Below are 20,717 nucleotides of genomic sequence, written 5' to 3'. Positions count from 1 at the left end.
AGTGTATATTAAATATAATATATCGCTTAGCGAAATTAAAATTTTCTTTATGTGGATAGTTTATTAAATAAAAGGAATTATCATGGGTGCTTTAGATGGAATTCGTGTGCTTGATTTAAGTCGAGTACTGGCAGGACCTTGGTGTGGTCAAATTCTTGGCGACCTTGGCGCAGAAGTCATTAAGGTAGAGCGACCAAAATACGGTGATGATACGCGTGCTTGGGGTCCACCATGGATGAAAAATGATCAAGGGCAGGACAGTCATGAAGCCGCTTACTATCAGTCGACTAATCGCAATAAACTATCAGTTGCCATTGATATTTCAACAGTTGAAGGCCAAGCTCTCATTCACGCACTAATAAAAGATACCGATGTATTAATTGAAAACTATAAAACTGGATCTTTGGAAAAATATGGCTTGGACTATGAGAGCTTATCGCGCATTAATCCACAATTGGTGTATTGCTCGATTACTGGTTTTGGGCAGACGGGCCCTCGAGCAGAAGAACCAGGCTATGATTTTATTATTCAAGGTATGGGTGGTCTAATGTCAGTCACCGGTGAAAAAGATAGCTTACCGGGTGGTGGGCCACAAAAATTGGGTATCGCTTTTTCTGATATAACTACTGGTTTATATGCCACAGTCGCTATTCAAGCTGCGTTATTAAATCGACACATCAGTGGGCTTGGACAATATATTGATATGGCATTGCTAGATGTGCAAATTGCTACATTGGCCAATCAAGGCATGAATTATTTGGCCTCTGGCAAAGTGCCAACGCGTTATGGTAATGCCCATGCTAATATAGTGCCTTACCAAGTGTTTAAAGCCTCTGATCGTGACTTTATTATTGCGTGTGGTAATGACAAGCAGTTTGTTCAATTGTGCGCCGCCATTGGTTTAGCCGATTTACCTCAAGATCCACGATTTAGCAGCAATGCCCAGCGGATTAAATATCGCACCGAAATTACCACGCTCCTTGCTGCGCATTTTGCAACGCAAACGGCAGACGAGTGGGTGTCAGCTATTCATGCAGTGAAAGTACCAGTTGGGTTAATTAATAATCTTGAGCAAGCCTTTCAAGAGCCGCAAGTGATGGCTCGAAACATGTTGATCGATATGCAACATCCTGAGTCTGAGGATTTAACGCTAATTGGTTCACCGATTAAGATGTCCAGAACACCGGTTGAATATCGTCAAGCGCCACCACTTTTAGGGCAACATACCGATGAAATTTTATCTCGTGTAGTGAGTCAAGAGGAATTGGCTAAGTTAAGAAAAACCAAGGTGATTGGTTAGTTTCCTTGTACTTAACCACCATGATATATGTAATCTTGATTGGTGGTTTTGCTATTGTGTGGCTAAATAGCTTATAATTCTCACTAGGCGAAACATTAAATAAAATTAAGTAGAATGTGTGACTATGAGTGATTTACCCCCCCCTGACCAAACTGAAAAGATAGTGTCTGCTTTAAGACATGAATTATTGCATCCTATTGAAGACATGTTGGATGAAGAGGATCGTCAGTTTATTACCGCTCTGGCGCGTGGCTTAGAATTACTGCGCTGTTTTTCTACCAAAAAACCGCAGTTGGGCAACCAAGATTTATCGAAAATGACCGGCTTACCTAAGCCGACTATTACGCGATTAACGCATACACTATCGCGCTTGGGTTATATTAAGCAAGTTCCGAACTCGAGTAAGTTTCAGCTTTCGGCAGGCGTATTGACACTTGGTTATTCTATGCTGTCGAATGTCTCAATTCGTTCAGTCGCACAGCAATACATGAAAGATTTAGCCGATTATACTGGGGCTGCAGTAGCGGTGGCGACACGGGATCGTTTAAATATGATTTATCTGGATGTAGTGCAAGGTAAGGGTAATGTCACCATGCGTCGCCAAGTAGGAACCTATGTACCGATTCATCTGAGCTCAGTAGGAAGAGCTTGCTTAGCAGCAATGCCAGAAGATGAGCGTGATTTTTTATTGGATGCCATTCGCACTAAATATAATGAAGATTGGCTCAAGATCAAGCGTGATTTAGACAAAGCATTTAAAGACTATCAAGATTTTGGTTATTGTTTTTCTATTGGTGATTGGCATAAAGGAGTCAGTTCTGTAGCGGTGCCTTTAATGCATGAACAGCATGGTTTGTTAGTTTTTAACTGTGGTGGTCCAAGCTTTATTATGAAGCGTGAAAAACTTGAAGAAGATGTTGCACCACGTTTGTTGCTCATGGTTAATAACATTAAAACTGAAGTAGTTAATTTAATGCAATAACTCCATGAGCTATGCTGAAGAAACCGTAGAGATAAACTTGGTAAACTAAGCGTATTAATCGGAGTTTATCATGACCAAGAAAACCAGAACCTATAGCACAGAATTTAAAGCCGAAGCCGTTAAGAAGATAGCAGACAATAATGGCAATATCTCAGCGACCGCAAAGCAGCTTGGTATCGCCATGCAGACCTTATCCAATTGGCACAATAAAGCTAATCAAGGCAAACTTGCAGGAACTGAGCAGTATGATCCTGAACTCATAGCAGTGATTGAAGAAAACAAGCGCCTCAAACGACAGCTTAAAGTAGCTGAAGAGGAACGAGAGATCCTAAAAAAGGCCACGGCGTACTTTGCAAAGCACAGTTAGTCAGGTACGCCTTTATCAAAGATAACCAGCACTTCTTTAGCATCACCACTATGTGCCGCGTACTAAAGGTTAAGCTATCAAGCTATTACGACTGGATAAATCGCGATATTAGTGAGCAACAGATACATCGTAACCAGTCTGAGCTACTGGTTAGAGCCGCTCACCGTGAAACTCGTGAGCGCTATGGTGCTGATCGACTGCACGCAAAGCTGATAGAGCAAGGGCACGATATTAGCCTGTATATGGTTAGAAGCATTAAAGAAGAACATAGCATCAAATGCCGTCGTCACAAACGCTTTAAAGTCACCACGGACTCCAACCACAACAAGCTTGTCTATCCAAACATACTAAATCAGCAATTTGATGCCAATCGTCCCAATGAGTCTTGGGTCAGTGATATCACCTATATCTGGACAAGCGAGGGTTGGTTGTACTTAGCTGGAGTGAAAGACTTGTATACCAAAGAGCTGGTCAGCTACGCCATTAATAAGCGAATGACCGCAGATCTAGTATGCAAAGCATTGAACATGGCCATCAATAACAAACGTCCAAGCCAAGGATTGATTGTACACTCTGACAGAGGCAGCCAGTATTGTAGCCACGCGTATCACAAGATCATCAAACAGCATCTGTTTACAGGCTCAATGAGTGGCAAAGGCAATTGTTTCGACAACGCTCCAATAGAAAGCTTCTGGGGCATATTAAAGAATGAGCTGTACTATAACCAAACGAGGATTCAAAAGGGCTTGGGCTATAAAACGCCAAGACAGGTGTGGTTTGACTATTATCGTCAGGCTGCGTAACTAAAATCTCCCAAGTTTAACTGTACGGATTTGACGGCAGGGGTCATAGCAGACAGAGGCTATGACAGTAGCGACATAAGAGAGTGTATCTTTGAGCATTGTGCTGAGTCAGTAATACCCGTTAAGTCTAACTCTAAAAGTAACAACGATACGCTAGATTGGTACTTATATCGCTGTCGCCATTTAGTAGAAAACGCCTTTGCTAGGTTAAAACACTTCAGAGGCATTGCTACACGCTATGATAAACTTAAAGCCAGCTATGAGGCTGCCGTAATTCTCGCTTGTGTTTTTATCTGGCTGCCGCTGATTTGAATTCTATACAGCCCCTATAGTATTAGACAATAAAAAACCCTTATAAACCGATGGCTGTAAGGGTTTTTGCTTATCAAGACTATTGCCAACTAAATTTGATACTTAAAGTAAGTTAATCAAACTTGGTTTATAGGTTGGTATGATCGTAAATATTTTTATTTCACCGATAATTATATGTAACGCCAATCAACCCATCTTGATTTTACTTATCAGAATCTAATAAATTATAATTAGCTCCTTACATTACAGCTTCTGAAGTGACAATTACTTGGCTTTCCTCAATAGTATCTCCTTTCCACTTCTCAGTTTGATCAACTATTTTGGCACCAACTAAATCTCCAACAACGTTGCCAAAAGTGAAAATCATATCTACTAGGATATTAATACCTGCTGTAAGTGCAACGATTTCAATCGGCAAGCCTGCTTGTGTAAAGACAATAGACATACCGATTAATCCAGCTCCTGGCACGCCAGCAGTACCGATAGCTGCCATAGTGCCGATTATAACGATAGTAGCCAACTCTGGCGTTGATAACGTCATTCCCATAATTTCTGCGGCAAAGATAACTGCAACACCAAACCGTATTGCTGTACCATTCATATTTACTGTTGCGCCAATAGGCAATGTGAGCTTTGCAACTCGTTCACCAATACCAGCCTTTTCTGCACATTTAATAGTAACTGGTAAAGTACCAATACTACTACTGGTAACAAATGATGTGAAAGCAGCTTCTTTAATATCCTTGTAGAACTGGATAACTTTAATACCAAACACTTTCATCATTATTGGGAACGCCACTCCAACCAGGATAATTACTCCAAGGTATGAAGTGCCGATAAACTTCCCAAGAGCAATAGCAGTGTCTAGCCCTTGAGTTCCAAATGTATTAGCCGTAATACCTAACACTCCAATAGGCGCATATATCAAGATACCATTAAGGATTTTAGATATTACTTCATTACCAGCTTCGAGGAGTTTAAATAAGAAATCTCCCATTTCTTGCTGTTTTTCATCTAATGAATGGCGCATAAACAAAATAGCTAAGCCAGCTATAACGGAAACAAAAACTACTGCTAGAATATCGCCTTGAGCTAGAGCATTAAAAATATTACTCGGAACCATGTTCAGTAGTGTGTCTACAAATGAGGGGCGAATAGGGGCATCCATAACAACTTCTGTAGGCAAAGAAAAACCAGCCCCTGGGTTTGTTATTTTAGCTAAGATGATACCAATTACTACTGCGATACCTGTTGAAAAAAGGTAGAAGGGAAATATTTTTAATCCTATACGACCTAACTCTTTAGGATTTGAGTGATTAACCGCTACCATCAAAGAAAATATTACAAGCGGAATCACGATCATTTTCAATAAGTTTAAAAATAGTGTACCGAGCGGCGCTAGAAAGCTACTATGTTCACCAAGTACAATTCCAAGCAAGATTCCGATTAAAAAGCCGCCAGTCATTTTGACCATAAACGACATACTCATGTACCAACGCCAAATTTTTCCCATTGCTATCTCCGATTATTTACAATACTTAATGCAAAAGCGATGTTATTGAGATGGTCAAGAGAATATTGTGATTGTAGACATTCCATTGTCCACTCCTTTTTGATATAAATTAATTTTAGTGTAGTTAGGAGAGTACTGTGACTGTAGACAATTCCATTGCCCACTTCTTTGTAGCTCATATCTTTCAGCTATATGCTTACGCAATTGATTTCTGAATAACTAACAGCAGAATCTACATATGATTTAAAGATACTAAACATCCTAAATTGTTGGAACAAGCGAATAAAATTATGGAAAGCATTCCTTTTTTTCTTACTAATGAATATATAGATTTTATGTATACAATTATAACTAATGTTTTGGAGTAAGAATAAATTATGAAAACTGATACGAGTAGTTCTTTAGGTTTTAGAGCTTATCCTTCAACTAAAGCTTTGCAATGCTTTGAAACAGCTGCTAGACATTCTAGCTTTACCTATGCCGCTCAAGAAATGCACATGACTCAAAGTGCCGTTAGTAAACAAGTGACTCAATTAGAAGAGATGTTAAATACAGCTTTGTTCTATCGAACATCAAGGCAAATTTCTTTAACACCTGCCGGCAAGGTTTATTATATTGAAGTATTGAATATCCTAAAGCATATTGAGGTAGCGACCACTAATTTACTGTCACACAATGATGATAGTGAATTGCTTAGAATCGTCTCGCATCCTACCCTATGTTCTCGTTGGTTAATTTCTGCTTTGAAGGGATTTGGTGAGGAATACCCTTCAATTAACTTAGAAATAATAGAGCAGGTAGGCCCGTTTTTTTCAGAAGATCAAAACGTAGATATTGCTTTTTTATACGGCACAGGAATTTGGGATGGAATGGAGACTGTTAAGCTATTCGATGAGTATAGTATTGCTGTATGTAATCCGACATATTTCCAGAATCGAGATATGTGCTTTAAAAATATAGATAATTATAATTTTATACAGTTCAACTCAAGGCCTAATGCATGGTATGAATACTTTAAGCAGCAGGACCTTAATATTGAAGGAACAATCGATGGATCACGTTTTGATACCTTTCAAGCATGTATTTCAGCAGCTTTAGCTGGCTACGGTATAGCTTTAGTTCCATCTCATTTTATAAAATCTGAGTTGCAGTCTAAAAATCTGGTAAAGGTATCTGACTATGTAATGCAAGGTCGAGGCTCATACTATGTTACATATCCACTCTCCTTAGGTAACTCATACAAAGTAAGGATGATTTTAGAGTGGCTTTCAAATTATATCGAAAGTTATATTGAGCCTATTAATGAATCGAGATTAATTCCTTAATTATTACTTATATAGAGCTGATCCTAAATTAAGATTTTATCAAACATATATTTAAATCAAAAATAATTACTTTTCAACTCAACTAAAAATACAGTTTTGATTGAGATCTATCTCTCAAAGTTAATATAGATAACTAATTGGGTCTGCTATTTTTAATAGTCTGAAGTACTAGATTATTGTTGCAATGAATAAAAGGAATGCAAGCACAACTATTATTCGTTTGTTGAGTAGCTAATATTTTGTTGAAATGAGCATCTAACTTAAGGAAGAGAAAAGAGCTCATGGATAAGATGCATAGCGTTACTGATGCTTTTACAATGGTACATCCAGTAACCTTGACTAGAGGCGTTAATGCAAAAGTTTGGGATACTGATGACCGCTGCTATATCGATTTTGTGGGTGGTATCGGAGTCTTAAATTTTGGACATTGTCATCCTCACATTGTTAGTGCCATTATTAATCAAACCCAATCTCTCATTCATTATGCTTATAATGCGGCCGCTCATACACCGTATCAAACCTTTATGCCGCGATTATGTGAACTCATACCTATTAGTGGTGAGCTTGCAGGTATGCTCACCAACTGCGGTGCAGAAGCTACTGAAAATGCCATAAAAGTTGCTCGTCTCAAAACCAATCGTGTGGGAGTCATTGCTTTTGATGGTGGCTTTCATGGACGTACACTTGCTGCTGTTAATCTAAATGGTAAGGTTGCTCCCTATAAGCGCGGGCTAGGACCTTTGGCGAGCAGCGTCTACCATATTCCTTTTCCCAGCCCAGATAATGAAATTAGTGATCAGCAGGCCATTGATGCTTTAAACCGTTTATTTGAAGTAGAGACGGATGTCAATAATATTGGCGCCATTATTGCAGAACCAGTACAAGGAGAAGGTGGTTTCCAATTAATGTCGTCATCATTCGCTAAATATCTACGTGCTTTCTGTGATGACCACGGTATTTTGCTGATTATGGATGAAATTCAATCAGGCTATGGTCGTACAGGGTCACCATTTGCATTTCCGCACTTAGGAATCGAACCAGATATGATACTACTAGGTAAAAGTATCGCAGGAGGATTGCCTTTAGGTGCTGTAGTAGGTAAAGCTAGCGTGATGAATGGCTTACCTAAAGGTAGTTTAGGAGGTACTTATTCAGGTAATCCGGTCGCATGTGCAGCAGCAAATGCAACTATAGATATCATGCAAGAGGACGAGATATGGGCCTCTGCCGATCAATATGCACAAACGATTGAGAAAACCATTGCTCAGTGGCAAGAAGAAGGCGTTTCGCCTTGGTTATATGGTCTCACTGGTATTGGCGCTATGCGCGGTATTGAGCTTCGTCATTCTGAATACGGCACTCATCCGAGTATAATGGCGCGCGTTTTAAACCAAGCGCGTGAGCAGGGCCTATTGCTCATGCCTAGTGGTAAGCATCGACATATTATTCGTCTGTTACCACCACTGACCATAGAGCCTGAAACGTTACAAGCTGGCCTTGATATCTTAAAGAAGGTGCTCGGCGCTATTACTGATGAAAACCCTGCTGTCTAGTCTGCACCGCTAATGGTTGCCGCCGCAGTTTATATCTACATTTAAGATTTAAAAAAGGATAAATATTTATGAACAATAATAAAAATGTTATGGAAAGTAATAAGTTAAAGGGTAGCAATGCTATTCGCCATGAGTTCTCCATGGCCATGTCAGCCATGTATCAATCCGAAGTCCCATTGTATGGTGACTTGCTCGATTTAGTCGCTGAAGTAAATACGGAGGTGTTAATGCAACTTCCAGAGATTAAGGAGCAGTTAGAGCACACGGGAGAGATTGATAGAATTAACATGGAGCGTCACGGAGCAATTAGATTGGGAACAGCGGCTGAGCTCCACATGATGCGTCGTCTCTTTGCTGTCATGGGCATGTATCCTGTTGGCTATTATGATTTAGCACCCGCTGGCGTGCCAGTTCACTCTACGGCTTTCCGGGCCATTGATTCGCAAGACTTAAATCAAAGCCCATTTCGAGTTTTCACCTCTTTATTGCGTCTAGATTTAATTGCTGATGAAGCACTAAAACAAGAAGCAATCACCGCATTAGCTAACCGTAATATCTTTACCGATAATGTCGTCAGCCTTATTGAACGCTTTGAAGAGCAGGGTAGTTTAACCTTAGAAGAAGGTAATCAGTTTGTAAAAGAAGCATTAGAAACTTTTCGCTGGCATGATAAAACGCCTGTTTCAAAGAAACTCTATCAGCGCTTGTTAGAGCAGCATGGACTTATTGCTGATGTCGTCGGTTTTAAAGGTCCGCATATCAATCATTTAACACCTAGAACATTAGATATAGATACTGTGCAGCAAGGTATGCTGGCAAAAGGCATTCCGCCAAAAGCAATTATCGAAGGTCCGCCAAAGCGGGATTGTCCAATTTTATTAAGACAGACAAGTTTTAAAGCGCTAGAAGAAACGGTTAGTTTTAAAAACCCAGAAGGTGACTATGAAAAGGGTCATCATACTGCGCGCTTTGGTGAGATTGAACAGCGCGGTGTGGCTTTGACACCAAAAGGTCGAGAGCTGTATGACATATTGCTTAGTCAAGCTCGTAATCAGTTAGGCGTAACTCCGAATGCAGACAATGCTTCAGAGTATTATCAAATTTTGGAAAATGCATTTGAAGCCTTTCCCGATGACTATCGAACACTACATGATGAAGGACTAGCTTACTTTTACTATCAAGCTATCAATGATTCTCCATATCCAAGTAGTGCTGGTTCTGAGTTAAGTCTGAATTCTTTAGAAGAAAACTATTCGGATGACTCTATCTCAAAGCAAGCCATGACTCAATTGATTGAGCAGAGGGCTGTTCGTCTTGAGCCCATCGTTTATGAGGACTTTTTACCAGTAAGCGCTGCAGGAATTTTTCAGTCTAATCTTCACGATGATAAACAAAGCATTTATGAAGGTAATTCAAATCAAAACGAATTTGAAAAAGCACTTGGAGTGCATGTATATAATGAATTAGCCTTATACGCTGATCAACAAGCTAAAAGCATTCACGAATGCTTATGTAGATTAAAATCTTCTATATAAATACTCGGTACATATAATTTACTATTACTAGATTAATTTTCTTAATCTAGTAATAGCTTCATAAAACTAATTCATTACATTAGGAAGTGTTTTTAGTGAATAAACTTCTGAAAGTTTTAATAGATAGCCATCAGTTTGGCGCCAGCCAAATCAAAACTGATAGCGAAAGCTTAGAGCATTGGGGCAAAGACTGGACCAAGCATTTCGCCCCAGCTGCTTCTGCCATCGTTTTTCCAAAGACCACTGAGCAAGTACAAGCGATTGTATTACTTGCCAATGAGCACAACATCGTACTAACGCCAAGTGGCGGTCGTACCGGTTTATCTGCTGGCGCAGTCGCTGCCAATGGTGAGATTGTCGTCAGTATGGATAAGATGAATCATATCGGACAGTTTTATCCTGCCGATCGCATGGTTGAGATTGAAGCAGGTGTGGTCACGCAGCAATTGCAACAGTTTGCCGAATCAAAAGACCTCTACTACCCTGTCGATTTTGCTTCAGCAGGCTCAAGCCAAATAGGCGGCAATATCGGTACCAATGCTGGCGGTATCAAAGTCATCCGCTATGGCATGACCCGCCAATGGATAATGGGGCTGACGGTGGTTACGGGTAAAGGTGATATCTTGCAGCTTAATCGGGGCATGGTTAAAAATGCCACTGGTTATGATTTGCGCCAATTATTTATTGGTAGTGAAGGTACACTAGGCTTTGTTACTCATGCACAAATCAAGCTTGAGCGTCAGCCGCAAGACTTAAATGTCATGGTGCTTGGTATGGATAGCTTTAATGATGTGATGAATGTGTTGTCTGCCTTTCAAGCAAAGATTGATTTAACGGCGTTTGAATTCTTTGATGATATCGCTATTGATAAGCTCATGGCGCATGGTCAAGTACAAGAGCCGTTTGAATCGCGCACCAAGTTTTATACGCTGTTAGAGTTTGAAGCGCCATACGAGCCCATTATGGATAAAGCCATGGCGATATTTGAGGAGTGTATGGAGCAAGGTTGGGTCGTCGATGGCGTCATGAGCCAAAATCTTGCACAAGCAGAAGAGCTGTGGAAGCTGCGCGAATACATCTCTGAAACCATTTCGGTATTCACGCCTTATAAGAATGACGTTTCAGTGTTAATTAGTCATGTGCCTGACTTTATCAACGAGATTGATAATATTGTCAGTAGTAACTATCCTGACTTTGAAGTCTGCTGGTTTGGTCATATCGGCGATGGTAATTTGCATCTTAATATTTTGAAACCTGAAAACATGAGTAAAGATGACTTCTTTAGCGAGTGTCAGGTGGTGAATAAATATGTGTTTGAGACGGTGCAAAAGTATGGCGGTTCTGTGTCTGCTGAGCATGGCGTGGGCATGACAAAAAAACCGTATCTAAACTATAGCCGCAGTGAGACTGAGATTGAGTATTTACGAGAGGTTAAGAAAGTCTTTGATCCGAACAATATTATGAATCGTGGGAAGATTTTTGATATGTGAATGATCGAATAAAACCCTGATATTAATAACATCACCTAATAAAATTAAACTTCATGGCTAAGTTCTACATGCTATTACTTTCATAGCATGTAGAACTTTTCAGACCTATCAAGGTAAAATGAATCTATTAGATACATAGATGTTATTGTGTAATGGCATAATTATATTGCTCACCTCCTACAAGCTTGTATTGATGAGCTTTATTCTGCCAGTTAGATAAAGTCTGTATCGCTCTTGCAGGCTGCTTTGCAGTCGCTGAAATATTGCCGTTATTATCCGCTATCTTTTTGACTGCTTCAGACTTAAATTTATTGTTCTAGGCTTTCATTTTCTTTGTCATGGTAACCTCATATTAGAATGTCTGGTTTACCAAACTTAAGTATTCGGTTTCTTCAGTATGGCCAAAGCTTTTATAGACTATATCGGGCTTACCAAAACACTCGGGTAAATCACACTAAGGACAACCAACACGCATCCGATAAAAAACACCTTCAACCGTATGTCTCAGATTTGCTTTGCCATAGATAGTTAGTTTTAATAGGATAGGTCTTGGTCTGCCCCAGTGTTCATCTTTGAGCATGGTGCGAGACATAGCGAACAGAATTTTTTTGGTGTGAAAGCTTAAAGATTAACCGTTCGCTATTTTCTTGTCAGAAATTTCTTGTCAATGTTGGTGTAATGGACATAATTCATGCTATTTGAGTGACTTTGAGCCTAAAAAGTCTTTAATAAACCGTAACTTACGATGCTCATTTAGCCCGTGATGACTGTATAATTGTCGCTTTAGCTCACTGAATCAAGCTTTGTTATTTCTAAAGTAAGCCGTCTAAGCTCGATACTGGCGATGTTCTTAGGCCGACGGGTTAAGTAGCGGGTCACTATTTGCACTTGATGAAACTGGCACATCTGACAAGGTATACTGGTAAATAACGTACGCAGTCCTCGTCTGCCATCGCAGGTAATGCTTTGTATATCAACGCCTAGCGATGCTAGGTGATCCACTCCTTGCTTATAGGCACTGTTGGTTTCATGACTCACTATCGCGTAATAAAGAACGGTTCTAGTGGTGTTGTCCATAAAGACCATTAAACCAAACCCACGACCAAAGTAGGTGGTGTCCATGATGATATTAGCAGTCTTTGGCCGCTTAATCTGATGCTCAATACTGACTTTATCTAGCCGCCTTTGGATGGTTTTAAGACTACAATTATATTTTTCAGCCAGTTGTTTGTAGGTCTGTTTACCTTGGGTATATTCAATCCAAAGGGTTTGGTTGTTGAGTCTGGTGCCACCTAAAAACTGCCGTTTGCAAGCTAGACATTGATACTGCTGTTTGCCTAGTTTGCGCCCGTTCTTCTTGGTGTGCTTGTCACGACAAAAAGGGCAGTTTTTTGATTCATCGCGTTGATTCCTTGCAAATATAGACAGTATATAGCTTTAAGCCTATGACAGCATGAATAATGTCCATTACACCTCAATGTTCAATACGCCCTAATAAAATGTGCAAAATAGACCAACTCAATGCAAATGTTTATATGATACTGCTAAGTTGGTTGTATTTATTGAAACATATTTAGTTTACATATATAGCCTAATTTACATAGTCGGACTCCCAAAGTCTCTTAAAAATGTATCGACGGTTGCTGCCATAGGGCTGTTATTGGACATAGGAGTGTGTTCATAGGCAATTTGTTGCGATTTAGGTAATACAAATGTCGCGCCGTTATGGTGTTCCTGACATACCTTTTGGTATATTTGTTGCCAGCAGGGATATGTAACGTCTTCTTCTTCACATTTCATGTCTTCAAAACCAACTCTTTTGGCTGTCTCATAGACCACAGCATGGGCATACTTTTGCTGAGCAGCATCCATATAAGCTTTACGACTATCTGGATAGTCTTGCTTGCCGACGTCAGCTAGCGCCAATAGATCACGCGCTGAGCTCGGCGGCCACTCTTCAAATATAGAGCGCTGCCTAGCTTGTTGCCACTGTTCACTAGTTGGCTGCAAATGCATGATTACTTTTGCCCATAATATAGCTTTTTGTATAGGGTAATCCCTGGCTTTTACTTTATTGCCAAAGTTTAGCTGCCACTCACCAAACAATCGCACCAGTTCTTTAGTTATCTGTCGCAACTGTTTGTTATCATCACTAATATCCTCATCATGGGATTCGGTCGAAGTAGTTATCAACGTCTTGCTGTCCTTGCTCAACGTAGCTGGCAGCATGGTCAAATGCGTTGCCAGATGCATTTGTTTGATTGTCTTTTGAGGCTTGTTCATAGTACTCTCCTTTGTTTTTTAATTGGTATTGACGGTCATTATTAATCCATGTAACGAACACATCACGTCGTCTATCATCCGTTAAAATGGGATTATTTTTTAGTTCTTGCTCTGTATAGTACGTCTTAAAATTCTTGATATGATTGGTATAAGCTTTTAAATCTAACACTGGTGCTGATGAGGATGCATTTTTAAGCAACGTATTCGTCTGATTTAGTGTGGGTGCTGCCCAGTCTTTGATAGGAACAGTATTTAAAATATTGTTATTTACCTGAGAGAGAGAAGATTTATTAGATGATGACGATGACGATGACGATGACGATGACGGGCATTGCTCAAGCATAGATTTAGCTTTGCTTAGGCATGATTTAGGTATTACTTTTGCATTGCTCGGATATTCTATAATTTTGTCAACTTCACTATCATTGTTTGCTGTTTTACCCCAGCGAGCATCCGAGCCTTTTTTAGCCCGTTCGGACTTCATCCTTCTATTATTGCTCGCTGTTTCTTTTTTATCATCTAGATAAGAGCTAAATAATAGCTCGCCATTGCTTTCAAACAGTTGAATACTCAAAAGCAAATTAATGAACGCTTTGGATTTATTAGTAGATAGTCCAGTGATCGCAGCAATGATTTTTTCATCATGAGGTACCTCACCATTTTTCCAATAATCCATGATAAGTAGATACAGAGCACCTACCTGTTCTGTACTAAAGCGCGTGGTCATAGCGAGCATGTCGCCAATATAAATAGGTAGCCAGATATCTACATTGTCTGATTTAGACATAATAAGTTCCTTTATCTAACATTTTAGTCTTAAAGTTATGTACGTTCTAAATGTCTTACTATGCTAAACATTGATTTTGCTAGATGTACAGGACCTCTCACATCTATCAAGATATGCGTCGAGATGCCTTTTCCTATAAATTACATGCCCTCCAACTTTACTATAAGTTATACCTCTTGACTGATGACAACGCATATGTTGTAAGGTGCTGGTAGATTTTCCAACATATGAAGCCGCATATTCAGATGGGAATGGGGTATCTTCATGTGCTTCTATTACTTCCTTTTTCATCAAAGCCTTTTCCTCGTCATTGTACTGAGACCATTGCTTTCTCTGTATCATTTTTGTCTCCTAATTAGACAGTTACTAATATATAAACACCAATAAACATAATATACAACATACAAAAACACTATGCAACGTATATATAAGGTAAATAAAAATGAATGAGGATGACTAAATAGTGCCTGCAAAAGTTGTTGGCATTATCTAGACGTAAAAAAACCACCTATTAGGTGGTTGTTATTAAGCTCGTTTGAAGTCTATTGTTATCGTGAATAATAGTTAACTAAAACATGTTATTCAGTTGAGTGTTAGGTAATAAAGGTGGTATTTACCATGTGTCTATATTAGTCCATGAATACACCCAACCAAGAATTTTTATTTTATTTCTATCGCTAGCACTGATAATTTCATCACCAAACTCCTTGTTTTTACTACGAATCAATAAACCTCCATCTGGCTGTTTGATAACTATTCTAGTACGGTAAATCAAATCGTGTTTGAAATAATATACCTTACCATCTTTTAATTCTTGTTTATCAGTATCCACGGCACATTCAGCCTTGCGATGAATCATAGGGGACATACTATCATCCTCTAAAGTAACATAAATTGTCTTATTTACATCTGCGCCTGCTGCTTTCGCTACTTCAGATAAAAAATTTACTGATTTTCTTTGATCTTCAGTAAGATAGCTTGAAAAGTCTGGCTCCTTAGGCCACTCTTCAAACACACCCATCTCTTCTTCATAGTGTTGTTGCATTTCCTGAAGATGTTTTTCACGTAACTCCTCATAAAGCTGCTCTAAGTATCTAATACTATAAGGAATATTGTTTTTAAGTTTTAACTCATTTAGGTATTTTTCTCTATTTTTTTCTTTAAGAGCATTTACCATGTCATCTAGATCATCATAATTAGCGTAGTAATTATTACCCTCTATGATCCAGTCTGGATGAACATCCATAACTTCTGCCAAACGCAACGTATATTCATGATTGGGCTCAGCGTCACCTGATAACCATTTGGATACAGTTCCTCGAGATGCACCAATCGCTTTAGATATATCAATTTGTCTTAAGCGCTTATCTTTCATTCGTTCTTTAAGTCGCTCTGGTATAGTTGATTCTGAATTAGCAGTCATTGAATAACCTCTTGTTTCTTAGGATAGAGAAACATTATAGCAGTGTTTCTTGTATCTGGGAAACATATATTTAGTACATATTTGACGATTTTTTAATAAGCAGGCAATTGTATAGCTTGGTTTTTTGCCATTCAATTGACTGCTTTCTATCTTTCCACTAGTTTGAGATAGCAACAGAGATGGTAGCCATACGACTACTGTTAGCAAATTGATAAGCCTCGAGTTCAAAATTTAATAGTATATAAGGGTGTTTTAGCTAGTCTAATTCAGGGCAAAGGGATGCTAATGATTTGATACAAGGATGGATAGACAGGTCAGCACTGAATGCTATAGAAATGAGCCAGGACTAAAAATACTGTTAGATGATGTCTGCAAGAGCAATAAATTGAGGTACAGTTATTTAAACCTAAGCCAGACTTACGGATTAGGTAGTCACAAGTGCCATATTCAGAGATATAGTTGTAAGTTTATAAAAGTTTTTAGTAGAGCCTATTTATACACTAAAATGTTTAATAATATATAACCTGTAAATTTATTTTATAGGTTGTCCGTTATACTGGCCTCTATGATAACCATAAGGGCTTACCGCTATGAATACTTCCTCAAATGACCGCTATCCAAAATCTGCCAAGTCAGTAGCACAAGCCTCTGCAACTACCTTTCAGGGTAATGCCAGTAATAACCTGCAGCAAGATGCTTTTTTCTTTTTGGACAATTGGTATCAAGAAGACTTAGGGGTGATGGCAGTGACACCAGTGGCATCTCCTTTTTGCTTAGCAGTGTCTGATGGTGTGGCAAGCTCTAATCATTCACAGCACTGCTCAAAGGCAGTGGTGAAAGCAATTAGCCGGTTATGGAGTGAGCGGAAGAGCATCCGTTCAGACAGTATTCATCAGCTGATTAATCAAGCCAAGCATTCATCTAAGCGTCATGGTGCAGCGGCAACCCTCGCGATGGTAGTGGGAGAAGTAAATAGTGGTGGGGCAGTGAAGGCAACGATAACCCATGTAGGAGATAGTCGTGTTTATTGGCTGCCCGAAGGCACGTCACAATGGCAATGTCTGACTCGCGATCATAACTTGCTAAATGAACTCATTGATCAGCAGGCACAGGAGCAAGGTCGGCAAGCGGAGTTTTCTGACTATAACCGAGAAGGAATGGCGGGAAGTCTGTATAGCATTACCGAATGCTTTGCATTGACGGCTGATGACAGCTATATAAGCAGTGAAGTACCAGAAGCCAACTCTTGCACTATTGATGTTAATAGTGGCGACTGTCTCTTGGTCTGTACGGATGGTATTCATGACTTAGTGCCAAGTCATGATTGGCAAACTGTCAGTGCACAGACAGATTTACAGGAGTGGCTCATCACTCTTAAAAATCAGGTCTATGATTCAGATGGCAATGCCTATGATAATGGCACAGCCATTTTGCTTCGCTTTGATTGAATCATTGTTTTAATAATGAAGTGATGAGCTCATCACGTAATAGGGTAAATGCTATGTCCACGCATCCAATGGCCAGCTATATAAAGTCGACACGTCTATTTGCTTTATATCAATGTCTGCCTCGTAGTGAAGCTGATGCTGTGTCACTGACAGAGTTGATGATTGGTTATGGTGATAATCCAGATAATTTCGCTAATGAGCGTAAAAACTTAGAGAACGATCTGATTGGCTTAAATCAAATCTTTAACGGTATTTTTTATAGTGATGCCTTAATTCGAGTACCGAGATGGGGGCAAAATATCAGCGGACAAACAGCACGCTTTTATATTGAACCGAGCTTTAGTATCGACGTTCTTAACGAGCAAACAGTGTTCTTTTGGGAGATGCTCGATAAGTATACGGCAAACTATTTACCAGTGTCTTTTAAACAAGGGATCACAGCTAAGCTCACTCAACTACGTCGACAGGATAAGGAGAGTTTCCATCAAAGTGAGCTTGGGCAATGGCAAAATCATCTCATCACCTTGCCTAGTATCGTGCAAGCCCCACAACTTGATAATGATGTGATGGCGAGTATTCATCAAGCTTTGCTACAAAATCGTCAATTAAAAATAAGCTATCAAAGTAAATGGGAAGAAAAACCAACTCAAAGAGTTGTTTATCCTAAAGGACTGATCTTTATTGACAATATGATTTATCTCACAGGCTTTAATCCTACTGATGATCATATCGATGATGAGGTGCTGTTAAAAGCGCATCGTAATTTTGCAATCAATCGTATCACCGAGGCAGTAGTCATAGATAAGCCGATACCTGACTGGGTAGGGCGAGATGTTTTTTCATTAGAGCATTTGCATAAACTTGGTAGGTTAGAGCCGACTGATAGTGCACAGATCAAACTGGTTTTAAAGGTACAAAGATATGCCTGTCAGCATTTATACGAGCGTCCATTATCGATAGATCAAAAAATTATTGCTATCGATGACACTTGGAATCAAGTCAGTGCTACGGTTGCCAATACGCTTCGTCTGCAAGATTGGCTGGTGAGTATGTCACAGTTGTCTGTTGTCATTGAGCCACCAGTGCTAAAAACCGTAATTCTAGAGCGCTTACATAGTGCGTTAGAGTTATATGGAGATTAAGATTCAGTTATTAATAATGTGATCTTAAATTATTTAACGAAGAGTTGATTCTCAACTTTAACAGGAAGTTTAAAATGATAACAAACAATACTACTACTGCAAAACCATGGATGTCAGAGCTGTGGACATGGGCCGATGATTTTGGGATTTCTGAAAAGGATTTACCACGTAACGAAGCGCATTTACTGGCGATAACAGAATTGGAGATCTGCTCTGACCAGATTACTGAGCTGCCTGAAAGTATTGGTTACTTACACAACCTAACCCATTTAGCCCTAAACTGCAAAGCGCTTGAACGTTTGCCAGAGTCTATAGGTCAATTAAGTCAGTTAGAGCGATTGACGATTACTAGTGATGAGGTTAAGCAACTTCCTGAGAGCTTTGCTAGGCTAATCAGTTTGAGTTCGCTAAATATTCCTACTCACTTAAGCAATCAGCTACCCACGACTCTTATGGATAAGTGTCGTAATGAAAATGAAACGTTACATATAGAGCGTATGGCTTTCACTTCGTTATATAGCCCCTTGGAAAAGAATTATGGCTTATCCTTTTTCGGGTTTGTTCTTATTAGTGATGATTGGAATGAAAAAGCACTAATTGATTTAAAGTTCAAAGCAGTATTAGATTTCTTACTCGTTTTGCAAACCACTGAACAAACTATTGATGATTTTGATGTGGTGGATGGTGTGATCATTTGCAAGCCTGATGAAGTACAAAAAATAATAAATATGTTTGAAACTACTTTCGACTATTCTGTGGTGAGTGTAGACTTTAGAGATGTTAGAGAAGCAATAAATTTTGCGAAACCTGCTAAATTTATACAAGCTAGTGCATTAAAAGTATCTGAATCAGACAAAGTATTTAGTCAGATCATTGATCAGATTCCTGAAGATATCACTATAAACGCTATAATGTTTCAAGCTGAAAGTAACCGTCGACTTACGCTTGATGAGCTTAGAATTGCATCAGATACTATTGATAAAATGGATATAGACGATAAATATGTTTTCTATAATGCAGAAGTTGTCGATAAGCCTGAGCACTGTTGGATGGGTATGATATATATGATCGGGTAGTTTGGCGTAAGGTAATGGCTTGAATGAAATTGTGGACATCGTTTGCAAATGATTATTATTAAGTAGCAAGGAATACAGGAAGTGAAAACTATAAATAAGCATCTATTTGATGATTTTATTCAAGTTCAAAATACTGTTTATCCATCGGTTATTAAAGAGTTAACCGAAGGGCAGAAGCGCACCCATTGGATGTGGTTCATTTTTCCACAGGTGAAAGGCTTGGGACACAGCACAATGGCTCGGCGTTTTGCAATTGAGAGTCTAGAGCAGGCAAAAGAGTATTTGCAGCACGACGTGCTTGGAGCACGGTTGAGAGAGTGTGCTGAATTACTATTGTTGCATCCTGATAAAAGCGCTTTAGAAATTTTCGGATCAATCGATACGCTGAAATTACACTCTTCGCTTACGTTATTTACTTTAGCATCGCCTAATAAGAAATGTGTTTTTAACGAGCTTTTGGATCAGTATTTTGAAGGGAGTTACGATATAAACACGATAAAAATGCTAAAGCAAATCAATGATCAGCAATCTAAGTAAATAAAACCGAACGAGACCCTAAAAACTGATGTAATCCTTAGTGAAGATCAAACTTTAATAAGCGAATTATGCCGGATGATGAATATCTTAGAAACTGTGCAAGCTTTCTACTGCCGTCAAATATCGCCAGATTTTGATACTTTTGGCTACACTAAAACCCCCTAATTATCAGTGAGCATAACCATGAAGTATCAGATTGATGACTCGCATATAGATGACATACCTAGTGCTTTTCTATATCGACAAATCATGGATCATTACCTTAAGTCTGCTATTGGTTGTTTTATCATCAATGATGATTGGGATGAGCATGCGTTACTAGAGCTAAAACAAAAATCAGAGGCTTGGTTTTTAGTGGGATTGCAAACAGATGATATGGATTTTGATCGCTTAGATATTATAGAGGGCATTGTTAGATGTCAGCCAAATGAAATAAATCAAGTAGTTAAGTTATTGAATATCAGTTCACGTGGCTTAATAGGTATAGATGTTAACGATATCAAAAAATTATTCTAACGAGAAAAATCATATAAATTTGTTCAAACTCATATAACAGATGGATTTGAAACAGATATGGCAAAAAAAGCAGCCAATGAGTTGGTTGGTCATCTCCCTAAAAACCTTAATATCAAAGGGCTATTGTTAGGTATGGAGAGTAGCGAAAGCCCCTCACTAGATACTATTTCTTATATAGTGGGCTTTGTTGAAAAGAACGTTATGGCTGATGATTTATATAATTACTACTGCACAAGTATGAGTGATAAGCCTAACTCTTTTCGATTAAGGGCAATGTATGCTGAGGAGTAGAGGTTTAGACATTAATGTCTAAACCTAGTCCAGT

General features: G+C 39.0%; 18 protein-coding genes and 3 pseudogenes. 14 read left to right on the top strand and 7 right to left on the bottom strand.

Annotation, left to right across the window (positions count from 1 at the left end; genetic code table 11):
• The first annotated feature begins 82 nt into the window (after positions 1–82).
• The 4 genes and pseudogenes from CXF65_RS14550 to CXF65_RS14535 all read left to right on the top strand — a co-directional run.
• Positions 83–1,300 (top strand): CaiB/BaiF CoA transferase family protein, encoded by a 1,218-nt coding sequence (locus tag CXF65_RS14550; protein WP_101212814.1) that lies wholly within the window; start codon positions 83–85, stop codon positions 1,298–1,300.
• A gap of 124 nt (positions 1,301–1,424) precedes the next feature.
• Positions 1,425–2,282, top strand: a complete 858-nt coding sequence (locus tag CXF65_RS14545) for an IclR family transcriptional regulator (protein WP_101212812.1) — start codon at positions 1,425–1,427, stop codon at positions 2,280–2,282.
• Between the two features lie 70 nt (positions 2,283–2,352).
• A protein-coding gene (locus tag CXF65_RS14540; protein ID WP_101212810.1) for an IS3 family transposase occupies positions 2,353–3,452 on the top strand; the annotation gives its coding sequence in 2 pieces (ribosomal slippage) (positions 2,353–2,611 and positions 2,611–3,452; 1,101 coding nt in all).
• 33 nt (positions 3,453–3,485) lie between these two features.
• Positions 3,486–3,764 (top strand): annotated as a pseudogene (locus tag CXF65_RS14535) (transposase); the annotation flags it as partial.
• Positions 3,765–4,002: 238 nt separating this feature from the next.
• Here CXF65_RS14535 and CXF65_RS14530 read toward each other — a convergent pair.
• Entirely contained in the window at positions 4,003–5,277 is a 1,275-nt protein-coding gene (locus tag CXF65_RS14530; RefSeq protein ID WP_198552022.1) for a dicarboxylate/amino acid:cation symporter, read from the bottom strand.
• 377 nt (positions 5,278–5,654) lie between these two features.
• Here CXF65_RS14530 and CXF65_RS14525 point away from each other — a divergent pair, with 377 nt between their 5' ends.
• The 4 genes from CXF65_RS14525 (at position 5,655) to CXF65_RS14510 (ending at position 11,180) form a co-directional block, all read left to right on the top strand.
• Complete coding sequence (locus CXF65_RS14525; protein WP_101212808.1) at positions 5,655–6,602, top strand: LysR substrate-binding domain-containing protein; 948 nt, start codon at positions 5,655–5,657, stop codon at positions 6,600–6,602.
• A gap of 281 nt (positions 6,603–6,883) precedes the next feature.
• Complete coding sequence (locus tag CXF65_RS14520) at positions 6,884–8,155, top strand: aspartate aminotransferase family protein (protein WP_101212805.1); 1,272 nt, start codon at positions 6,884–6,886, stop codon at positions 8,153–8,155.
• Between the two features lie 68 nt (positions 8,156–8,223).
• Positions 8,224–9,690, top strand: coding sequence for a VOC family protein (locus CXF65_RS14515; protein WP_227523286.1), 1,467 nt, complete (start codon positions 8,224–8,226; stop codon positions 9,688–9,690).
• Positions 9,691–9,785: 95 nt separating this feature from the next.
• A complete protein-coding gene (locus CXF65_RS14510; RefSeq protein ID WP_101212803.1) occupies positions 9,786–11,180 on the top strand; it encodes an FAD-binding oxidoreductase in 1,395 nt (464 codons plus the stop codon).
• A gap of 160 nt (positions 11,181–11,340) precedes the next feature.
• Here CXF65_RS14510 and CXF65_RS15150 read toward each other — a convergent pair.
• From CXF65_RS15150 to CXF65_RS14480, 6 genes and pseudogenes are all read right to left on the bottom strand, one after another.
• Positions 11,341–11,463 (bottom strand): annotated as a pseudogene (locus CXF65_RS15150) (IS3 family transposase); the annotation flags it as partial.
• A gap of 174 nt (positions 11,464–11,637) precedes the next feature.
• Positions 11,638–11,772 (bottom strand): annotated as a pseudogene (locus CXF65_RS14505) (IS5/IS1182 family transposase); the annotation flags it as partial.
• Positions 11,773–11,963: 191 nt separating this feature from the next.
• The gene (locus CXF65_RS14500; RefSeq protein WP_227523285.1) at positions 11,964–12,302 is read right to left on the bottom strand and encodes a hypothetical protein; all 339 of its coding nucleotides are present in this window, start codon (positions 12,300–12,302) and stop codon (positions 11,964–11,966) included.
• A 474-nt stretch (positions 12,303–12,776) separates the two neighbouring features.
• Positions 12,777–13,373, bottom strand: coding sequence for a hypothetical protein (locus tag CXF65_RS14495; RefSeq protein ID WP_101212800.1), 597 nt, complete (start codon positions 13,371–13,373; stop codon positions 12,777–12,779).
• Positions 13,345–14,250 (bottom strand): DUF1376 domain-containing protein, encoded by a 906-nt coding sequence (locus tag CXF65_RS14490; RefSeq protein WP_101212798.1) that lies wholly within the window; start codon positions 14,248–14,250, stop codon positions 13,345–13,347. The genes CXF65_RS14495 and CXF65_RS14490 overlap by 29 nt, the downstream gene beginning before the upstream one ends.
• Positions 14,251–14,863: 613 nt before the next feature.
• Positions 14,864–15,673: a S24 family peptidase gene (locus CXF65_RS14480; RefSeq protein WP_101212794.1), complete on the bottom strand. Its 810-nt coding sequence runs from the start codon at positions 15,671–15,673 to the stop codon at positions 14,864–14,866.
• A 590-nt stretch (positions 15,674–16,263) separates the two neighbouring features.
• On the opposite strand from CXF65_RS14480, the gene CXF65_RS14475 reads away from it, so the two are divergent.
• From CXF65_RS14475 to CXF65_RS14450, 6 genes are all read left to right on the top strand, one after another.
• Positions 16,264–17,121, top strand: coding sequence for a PP2C family protein-serine/threonine phosphatase (locus tag CXF65_RS14475; RefSeq protein WP_101212792.1), 858 nt, complete (start codon positions 16,264–16,266; stop codon positions 17,119–17,121).
• A gap of 53 nt (positions 17,122–17,174) precedes the next feature.
• Positions 17,175–18,263, top strand: a complete 1,089-nt coding sequence (locus CXF65_RS14470; protein ID WP_227523284.1) for a helix-turn-helix transcriptional regulator — start codon at positions 17,175–17,177, stop codon at positions 18,261–18,263.
• Positions 18,264–18,337: 74 nt separating this feature from the next.
• Positions 18,338–19,339: a leucine-rich repeat domain-containing protein gene (locus CXF65_RS14465; RefSeq protein WP_101212788.1), complete on the top strand. Its 1,002-nt coding sequence runs from the start codon at positions 18,338–18,340 to the stop codon at positions 19,337–19,339.
• An 81-nt stretch (positions 19,340–19,420) separates the two neighbouring features.
• Positions 19,421–19,876, top strand: a complete 456-nt coding sequence (locus CXF65_RS14460; protein WP_101212786.1) for a DUF1810 domain-containing protein — start codon at positions 19,421–19,423, stop codon at positions 19,874–19,876.
• A 183-nt stretch (positions 19,877–20,059) separates the two neighbouring features.
• Positions 20,060–20,392, top strand: a complete 333-nt coding sequence (locus CXF65_RS14455; RefSeq protein WP_101212783.1) for a hypothetical protein — start codon at positions 20,060–20,062, stop codon at positions 20,390–20,392.
• 57 nt (positions 20,393–20,449) lie between these two features.
• Complete coding sequence (locus tag CXF65_RS14450; RefSeq protein WP_101212782.1) at positions 20,450–20,683, top strand: hypothetical protein; 234 nt, start codon at positions 20,450–20,452, stop codon at positions 20,681–20,683.
• Positions 20,684–20,717: the final 34 nt, after the last annotated feature.

This window comes from Psychrobacter sp. Sarcosine-3u-12 (assembly GCF_002836005.1).
Lineage (GTDB): Bacteria > Pseudomonadota > Gammaproteobacteria > Pseudomonadales > Moraxellaceae > Psychrobacter > Psychrobacter okhotskensis.
The sequence above is the reverse complement of the archived record's forward strand: the minus strand, read 5'-3'. Positions and strand labels throughout refer to the sequence as shown.